This window comes from Methylobacterium cerastii, from assembly GCF_022179125.1.
GTDB classification, from domain to species: Bacteria; Pseudomonadota; Alphaproteobacteria; order Rhizobiales; family Beijerinckiaceae; genus Methylobacterium; species Methylobacterium cerastii.
The window spans coordinates 1-7,507 of sequence record NZ_BPQG01000142.1; the positions used below are offsets into that span (position 1 = coordinate 1).

Here is a 7,507-nt window from a genome sequence, read left to right on the forward strand (position 1 = left end):
TGGAACCGGGGGAGGATCAGTCATCGGTTGCCCCCTTTTCGCGGGCGGCATCGAGCGCGAGGTTCCACTTGGCCTCAAGCCCTTCACCAAGCCTCTCCAAGGCCTCCCCAACGGCGAACGCCGCGCCGGGATGGATGTAGTTGTCGCTACATCCCATAGAGATCAGCGCACGCGCCCAGCGCCCTACGTTGACTACATCGGTCTCCATTTCGGCGATCGCGTGCCAGGTAGCGACCGGGGCACTCATGCGAACACCACATCGTTGAAGGCGCCGTGGCCATGCTGCTCAAGCGAGCCGTCGAGGTCGGCGCAGCCGTTGTCACCATCCTCGTCGTCCGTGGACCGGCCGAGTATGACGATGGTGCCTCCGGGCCCGCGCTCCGGCGAGGCGTAGTCAGCTTCGAGATCCTGATCGCCGTCAAGCACGTCGAGCAAGGCAAGGTCAGCCTCAATGCGGTCGGCGACGCGCTGACGAAGCGCTTGAAGCCGGTGCCAGGCTGTCTCGGAGAAATGGCGATCCAAGCCCTGGCGAATAGCCTCGATGGCGTCGTGAGCTGCCTTGTCGGGATCGGCTGCCTGCATGGCGCGGAGGGCCAGCGTGACAGGGCCAGGCTGCCTGCCGGCCCCGCGGGGTAATAAGGCCGATTGAGTGCCAGCCTGGGGCGCTACAGACGTGCGTGTGCTATGGGCGTGGTTAGCCATGCCGCTCTCCTCAACCGAGTGGTGGGGTTAGAGCCGTGGCAAGGGTTCCAGCCTTGTCCCGGCTCGTCATTCACGCTAGCGTCAAATTATGGGCTCGTCAATTAGCGCTAGCGCGAAAAAACGCGGACGTCCGGCCACGACAGGCACGGGCCACACGATTGGCGTTCGAATGCTTCCGGATCAGCTCCGCCCGCTCGACGCCTGGATTGCCGATCAGCCCGACCCTAAGCCGACGCGAACAGCCGCCATCCGTAAAGCTGTAGATGACTGGCTCACCGGTCAGGGCTACGTTCGGCACCACGAGGATCCTGAGGGTGCGAACTGAAATGACACCCCGCGCCCGGCAAGGCGGTGGAGTTTCATCGTGCGCTTTCCACTTACATTGCCTGACGTTTAGCCTTGCCGATGGCGCGCGCGAGATTTGCTCATTTCTGGACGGCTCATCGCTCATCAAGACGCCACAAATTTCCACTTTCTTTGTTCGACGATTTGCGCAGAATAGCGTCGGAAACCCGGACGACTAAAGCCGGCCAAACGAAAAGACCCACAGATAAGATATAATTTTATTTGATATAGGGCTGGACAAGTTAAAATGAGATCGATTTTTCGGAACTTTATTGGTAATTTGATATCGAAAAGACAAGGAACCCATTTTTCCGAAAAAATATATTTACGTCAATCTATAGATCTTCAAGTTGGCCTAGCTGGTTCTGGGCCTAATTCTGGTTATGAACACTTTATCCGTTATGGCGAGACAGAAGGACGACCTCACACTTTTCGCCGGCTACGCCCGGGGCAAACATTTATATTTGACATGGCCTTACCCAAAAAAGCACTAACCGGATTTGAGATCTACTTAGGCAACGAGAAAGCCGAAGCCTCGGATTTCTTTGAATTATCCTTATTTGATAACGGGAATGCATTTTACAAAACTAAGTTACCTTACGGGGCCATTGCCCTAAACCATAGTACGTATATTTTAACTGGTTCAATTACCGGATTGAGCGAAGGTGTTCAAGTTGCGCTATCAATTCCTAAAACAGCCAAAAACGATATTTGGCTGCTGACAAAAGGTATTTCCGGTCATTCAGCTGCAGAATTTAAAGGCGTTGCCTTTTTTGACGACCCAAACACGCCGAACTCTGGAGCCATTGCGATAAGCTTATCTCCCGTCAGCCAATGCAATCAAAATTGCCCGCACTGTATTTCAAAGTTTTCTCGTCAGTCGTTTAATAAATTGAGCGAAAAATCCCAGAACGAAATTCGTGGATTAGCTCAAAGTGGCCGAATTAGCCACATTTCTGTCGATTACAGTGGAGACCCCTTCTTTACAAATGCGCGTTATTTCCCGTTATTTGATTTCATTGATGAGCTTAAATGTCCTTTTCGGATTGATACGAACGGAGCTTACGTCGACGAAGAAAATATGCGGCGAGTTGCGCGCAGTCGCCTGTTCGCAATTAATTTCTCGCTAGATGCCGCCACCGGTGAAACCCATCGTCGGCTAAGGCCAGGAAAGATATCTTTTGAGACGATCATTGAAAATATCCGGCTGTCAATTAAAATTCTTCAAGAAACTGGCCGTGACGACGTGATGACGTCGGCAAATTTTTCTATAATGAGATCAAATGTTGATGAAGTTTTTGATTTTGTTACGCTTTGCCAGCAGCTAAACCTAAAAAATGTAAATTTTTCCCATGTTCATGTATACCAAGACGACACTAATTCCGAAAGTCTTTCAAATTTTCCTGAAATATATAATGAAGTCTATAATAAACTTCTAGCTCAGCTGCTTGCTTCCGGACTAACGTTCCACATACCCCCCCCGTATCTACAAGGGCTCGAAACCCATGGCCGCAGGAGGTGCTTCACCCCTTGGGAGAGCGCCGTCATATTGAGCAATGGCGATGTTCAGGCATGTTGTGTGCCCGGCACTAAAATCGGCAACCTTCATACAAGTTCTTTTGACCAAATTTGGTCATCAAAGGAGGCTCAAAAATTTCGTCAGCAGGCCACTTCGCCTGATGGGGCAATCTGTAGTCAGTGTGCCTTTTTTGCACACCGCGGTATCTCAGAAATAACGTCATCGCGTTAGATATATTTGCAGAACGCGATCTGAATATGCTTATTTGGCCACGCAATCTGAATTGCGCCGGGGCGAGCGTTAAGACGTTGATGGGGTCGCCGCGCCTGGTGGCCCGGACGGTCCGATCCCTGCGCCCGCACTTGGTCGCGCGCTGGCCGATCGCACAATCGACCGCGCAGATATATTTCGAGCCCCGGCCGGGGCCTCCTGTACTCTCGAGAGTGCCGGCGCCCTGATCGTAGGCCGGCCCGAGCCAAAGCCCTCACGTCCCGAAGCGATCAGACACGCCCTGACGAACTGGCTCACAGGCCAGGGCTACGTCCGGCACCGTGACGATAATCAGGGGGCGAATTGCCCCTCCAAGCAGCCTTCAACTCCAGGAAAGTATACGATTACTATATCTTAACGAAAATCTGAAGCAGACTGGAGCAAATATTGCCAACAATTGTACCTAGGCAACTCATATGCCTGACACTTTGATTTTGACAGACCTTCTACATAAGCTCGATTTGACATCAATTTGTGCGTCTAGCTGAAGCTTCAGCCTAATGAAATATGCAAATTTCGACGAAATAGACTCACAGAGATATTCCAACTTAAATACCTGATATATAAAGATATTTCCTAAATTCGATCTAATAACAATAAATATAGAATACCTTCTATTTTGACTGAATTAGTTTTGTACTTCTTGGGCCTAATTTTGATATCCGCGCCCGATTTAGATACTAATTTTTATGCAAAGATCAACACCACCTGCGAAAACGACTTACTCTGGGTGCAGTAGCGATTTTGCAACACCATAAATAATTTCAAAAGTAGCACTTTAACTTTTTGCAGACTCATCTTATGGAAAAAGTGAGCAAGAGTAGATTGCCAGCTGCTGTGAGCATGAAAACTCGGCAATTCAATTTATTTTCCGAGAAGCGCAATGACCATTTATAATTATGCACTTTACTACGGCACTGCCCCAGGGTGGCAGAATTATACCGTGGGCGGTGTTAGTCCTAGCGGTCAAATTTATGGTGATTACTTCGATGGCACAGTCCATGGCGGATATATTAATATTAATGGCTCCATAAGCACAATTAACCCACTCGGAGGAACTAACATTCATGTAAGCGGCGTGAATTCATCAGGCCAAATAGCCGGAAGATATTTTGACGGGTCTTACTATAATGGCTTTGTATCTTTAAATAATAGTACTACGAAAATTGCTCCGGTGGGATCTATTAATACATATATATATGGAATTAGTGACGCCGGACAAGTCGCTGGTTCTTACCAAGATACCTCAATGAAAACCCATTCTTTCATATATAGCAATGGAACTTCAACTGAATTTAATTTGTCAGGCGCAACAAGCACATCAATACTCGGAATAAATGCCGCTGGCAAAATCTATGGGTATTATTACGACTCCTCTAGCAAATTTCATAGCTATGTTTATGCCAACGGATCTTACACTAGCTACGACACATCGAACTCAACGGTCACCTTCATAAATGGGGTTAGCGCTGCCGGACAAGTGTATGGCAGTTATTATGACTCCAATAATAAACAGCATGGATTTGTAAATACGAACGGTATCACAGGGATTGTTGATGCTCCGGGCGGAACTTCAACCACTGTTACTGGTATCACATCATCGGGTCAAATTATTGGAACGTATAGTGACTCGAACAATAAGCAACATGTATTTATAGATGATACTGGATCATTTACAGCTATTGATTACCCAGGCTCTTCGTCGAGCTATCTTCCTATTGTTTATAAAGGCAATCAAATACTTGCTGTCTATTCATCAGGTGCGTCTTCGTTAGTTTACACGGCCTCCATCGCGCAGCCATCTGTGTTGGCCGGTAACGGTCTCGTGGTCAAAGGCGGGACTGTGACTGGCACAAAAGGCCAATCGGGCACTGGCGTTCTCAAAGGGGATACTGACCCGAACGGCTATTCTTTAGTAATCTCGAATGTAGTCGGTGGGTCGGTTGGACAATCGATATCTGGAGCGTATGGGCACGCCACTATTAATACAGATGGATCGTACTCATATAGCGCAGATAACTACGGTGCAATTTCTGCCGCACAAGCATCAATAGTCCACGACATATTTAGTTTCACAGTCAGCAATGGTCATGGTGGGGAGGCGACATCAAGTATCGATTTTACTGTAGAAGCAAAAGCTCCATCTATACTCATAGGTACGCAGTCTATAAGTTTAAATCCGAATGGTAGTTTTGATGGGTATTTGACGGGGAAAGTGGATGTCGCATCAGACATGAATGTTCGCGTCTTCGATGGCGCCAAGGATTTGGGCACAGCGGTTGTCCTGGGATCGTTTTGGTTTGCGACTACTGTCGGCACATCTGGTACTCATAATTTTCATGTAATAGCTACTGATGGAGCTGGTAGTACAGACGTTATTGCGCCAGCTTCGATAAGCAATGACAGCATTACTTTTCATTTTAATCTTAGTGATGCCGCGGTGTCATCCGTAAGTGATGCCACGACTATGACTCTGGCAAGTGGTACTAAGGTTGACTTTATTGGCGGAGCTCATTTTATCTTTAACGATATAACAATAAACCAAAATACTGGATCAGCAGCTCTTGTAGATAATTTATTTTACTACACGCACAACCGCGATATTTTCAATCTACGTGTTGACTCGACAGCACATTACAACGCTTCAGGCTGGCATGAAGGCCGCGACCCCAACGCTTACTTCTCAACCAATGGATATTTAGCGTCCAATGCCGATGTGCGCGCCGCGGGGGTCAATCCGCTAAATCATTATGACACCAGTGGTTGGCATGAGGGGCGCGATCCCTCCGCCTACTTCGACAATGAACTTTACCTCGCTCGCAACACAGATGTGGCACGAGCCGGTATCGATCCGCTGACTCACTATCTCACCAGCGGTCAAGCCGAAGGACGCCAAGCCTTCGCCGCGGTCGGCCGTGCAGCCGATCTCAACACGCATCCGGGCTTCGATGCGGAATACTACCTCCTGTCGAACGCGGACGTGGCCAAGGCGGCCATCGCGGCTGGCGGCGATAGCTTCGCCTTCGCCTACAACCACTACGCGGCTAACGGCTGGCACGAAGGCCGCAACCCGAACGCAGTGTTCGACGTCAAGGGCTACCTGGCGACCTATGCAGACGTGAAGGCTGCCAACTTCGATCCTTTGGCGCATTACGAAGCGAACGGCTGGAAAGAGGGACGTGATCCGTCTTCGAGCTTCGACGTGAAGGCTTACGAGAGCCACTACACGGACGTCGCCAACGCTCACATCGACCCGATGCTGCATTACCTCCAGTCCGGTGCCTTGGAGGGCAGAGCCGCCTTCAACGACAGCCATTTCGGCTAATCTAATAAGCGCGAGCCGACCTGGCTCGCGCTTTCACTCACGTCGCAGCCTCCGGCTGCGCGGGCGCATTCCCGAGATCGTAAAACCCATCGTTCTTGGTCGCGTCGCCCGTGCGCTGCTGCCAGGCCAGCGTGTTGATCTGAGTTGCCGGCCCCGGACGAAGGGGGGCGCCCGGAGCCGGCGTTCCGGTCATTTGAGGCACGCCATCCGGTAGGCGCGACACGGCAATGGAGGGCGCCGTGCTAGTCGCGTTGCTGATTGGCCCGGCCCTGTCCCGGGGTCAGACTCACGCGGCGTTCGGGAGCGGTGCATCGGGATCGAAGCCCAGGCTGTGAATGGCCGCCTTCCACTCGGCGTAGGCCGGTGTTGGGAACGTCACCCCCGATCCAAGCGAAAGGATCGGCTGTCGAATGCGATTGGCCGCGTCCAGCAGCTTCCGGCGCGGATCGTCGGCCGACATGAAGCCGGGGCTGCGCTCGGTAATGAGGTCGATCGCCTGGGCGTACTCAGCAAGCTCCTGCCTCAACGGCATCGAGGCCGCCACAAGTGCCGGAAGGGCCTCCCAGAGCACCGCCGTCCGGCATTCGCGCAGATGGACCTGTGCGGCTGCGACCTTGGCTTCCTCGTCGCTCAAAGCGCCGCTGAGGTCATCACGCGCCGCACGGTAGGCAGCAAGCCGCCGTTCGGCTTCGGCCTTGCGTTCCTCGGCCTGCACCAGCCGACTGTTGCCCGGCGTGTCGTCGCCCCGCATGACGGATGCCATGATCTCGTCGCGCTGCGTTGCCCGCGCGTCGCGGATCTCGGTCTCGGCGGTCTCTACGTCGAGGAAAGCCGTCGTGATGAGGTCGCTCGCCCGATCGCTCGCCTCGCAGACCTTGGCGAGGCCGGCTTCCTGTGCGGACACGTCCGCGATGGCTTCAGCGAGCGCGGCGCGGGACGGATCGCGCGACGTCACAACGTTCAGTGCGGGGCGGCCCATCTCAGTAGCCCGTCACGCGCGAGGGCTTGCCGGTGACGAACGACATGCTGGGCTCGCGCATCCGATCCATGTGCGGGAACAGCGCGGCGGTCGCCGCTCGGTCTGCAGCGAGCGGTGTCCGCATGCGCGCAGGCGCGGCCACCTGGTCCCCGCCAAGCCGGCCCACGTGCGGGAACTGCGCTTCGAGGCGTGAGTGATCCGATGCGAGAGGTTGGCCCGTGCCGCGGATGACGAGGGGGCATCCGCTCCGACCAGCCATGGCGCGGCCACGTATGATCGGGCTGTGCTCAGCGCTGTCGTAGGCCAGCATGTTCTTAGTGTTCATGGTCGTCTCCGTTCGTTCAAAGGTAAGCGGTGTCTGGACGGC

At 52.6% G+C, this 7,507-nt stretch carries 6 protein-coding genes; 2 read left to right on the top strand and 4 right to left on the bottom strand.

Translation table 11 applies throughout. From position 1 onward, the window contains the following. Positions 1-16: 16 nt before the first annotated feature. On the bottom strand, positions 17-247 hold the full coding sequence (locus tag MFF13_RS26220; RefSeq protein ID WP_238273395.1) for a hypothetical protein: 231 nt from the start codon (positions 245-247) through the stop codon (positions 17-19). Further along, the gene (locus tag MFF13_RS26225; RefSeq protein WP_238273396.1) at positions 244-582 is read right to left on the bottom strand and encodes a hypothetical protein; all 339 of its coding nucleotides are present in this window, start codon (positions 580-582) and stop codon (positions 244-246) included. The genes MFF13_RS26220 and MFF13_RS26225 overlap by 4 nt, the downstream gene beginning before the upstream one ends. A gap of 712 nt (positions 583-1,294) precedes the next feature. Here MFF13_RS26225 and MFF13_RS26230 point away from each other — a divergent pair. Together MFF13_RS26230 and MFF13_RS26235 are read left to right on the top strand one after the other, a co-directional pair. Beyond that, positions 1,295-2,797, top strand: coding sequence for an SPASM domain-containing protein (locus tag MFF13_RS26230; RefSeq protein WP_238273397.1), 1,503 nt, complete (start codon positions 1,295-1,297; stop codon positions 2,795-2,797). Between the two features lie 922 nt (positions 2,798-3,719). Next, on the top strand, positions 3,720-6,161 hold the full coding sequence (locus MFF13_RS26235; RefSeq protein ID WP_238273398.1) for an Ig-like domain-containing protein: 2,442 nt from the start codon (positions 3,720-3,722) through the stop codon (positions 6,159-6,161). Between the two features lie 286 nt (positions 6,162-6,447). Here MFF13_RS26235 and MFF13_RS26240 read toward each other — a convergent pair whose 3' ends face one another. Both MFF13_RS26240 and MFF13_RS26245 read right to left on the bottom strand, forming a co-directional pair. Further along, on the bottom strand, positions 6,448-7,140 hold the full coding sequence (locus MFF13_RS26240; protein ID WP_238273399.1) for a hypothetical protein: 693 nt from the start codon (positions 7,138-7,140) through the stop codon (positions 6,448-6,450). 1 nt (position 7,141) lies between these two features. Further along, the coding region (locus MFF13_RS26245) for a hypothetical protein (protein ID WP_238273400.1) at positions 7,142-7,507 on the bottom strand (366 nt) is incomplete at its 5' end.

Coding starts and splice junctions, on each gene's coding strand:
- MFF13_RS26220 (WP_238273395.1), bottom strand. CDS start 247: ATGAGTGCCCCGGTCGCTACCTGGCACGCGATCGCCGAAATGGAGACC.
- MFF13_RS26225 (WP_238273396.1), bottom strand. CDS start 582: ATGCAGGCAGCCGATCCCGACAAGGCAGCTCACGACGCCATCGAGGCT.
- MFF13_RS26230 (WP_238273397.1), top strand. CDS start 1,295: ATGAGATCGATTTTTCGGAACTTTATTGGTAATTTGATATCGAAAAGA.
- MFF13_RS26235 (WP_238273398.1), top strand. CDS start 3,720: ATGACCATTTATAATTATGCACTTTACTACGGCACTGCCCCAGGGTGG.
- MFF13_RS26240 (WP_238273399.1), bottom strand. CDS start 7,140: ATGGGCCGCCCCGCACTGAACGTTGTGACGTCGCGCGATCCGTCCCGC.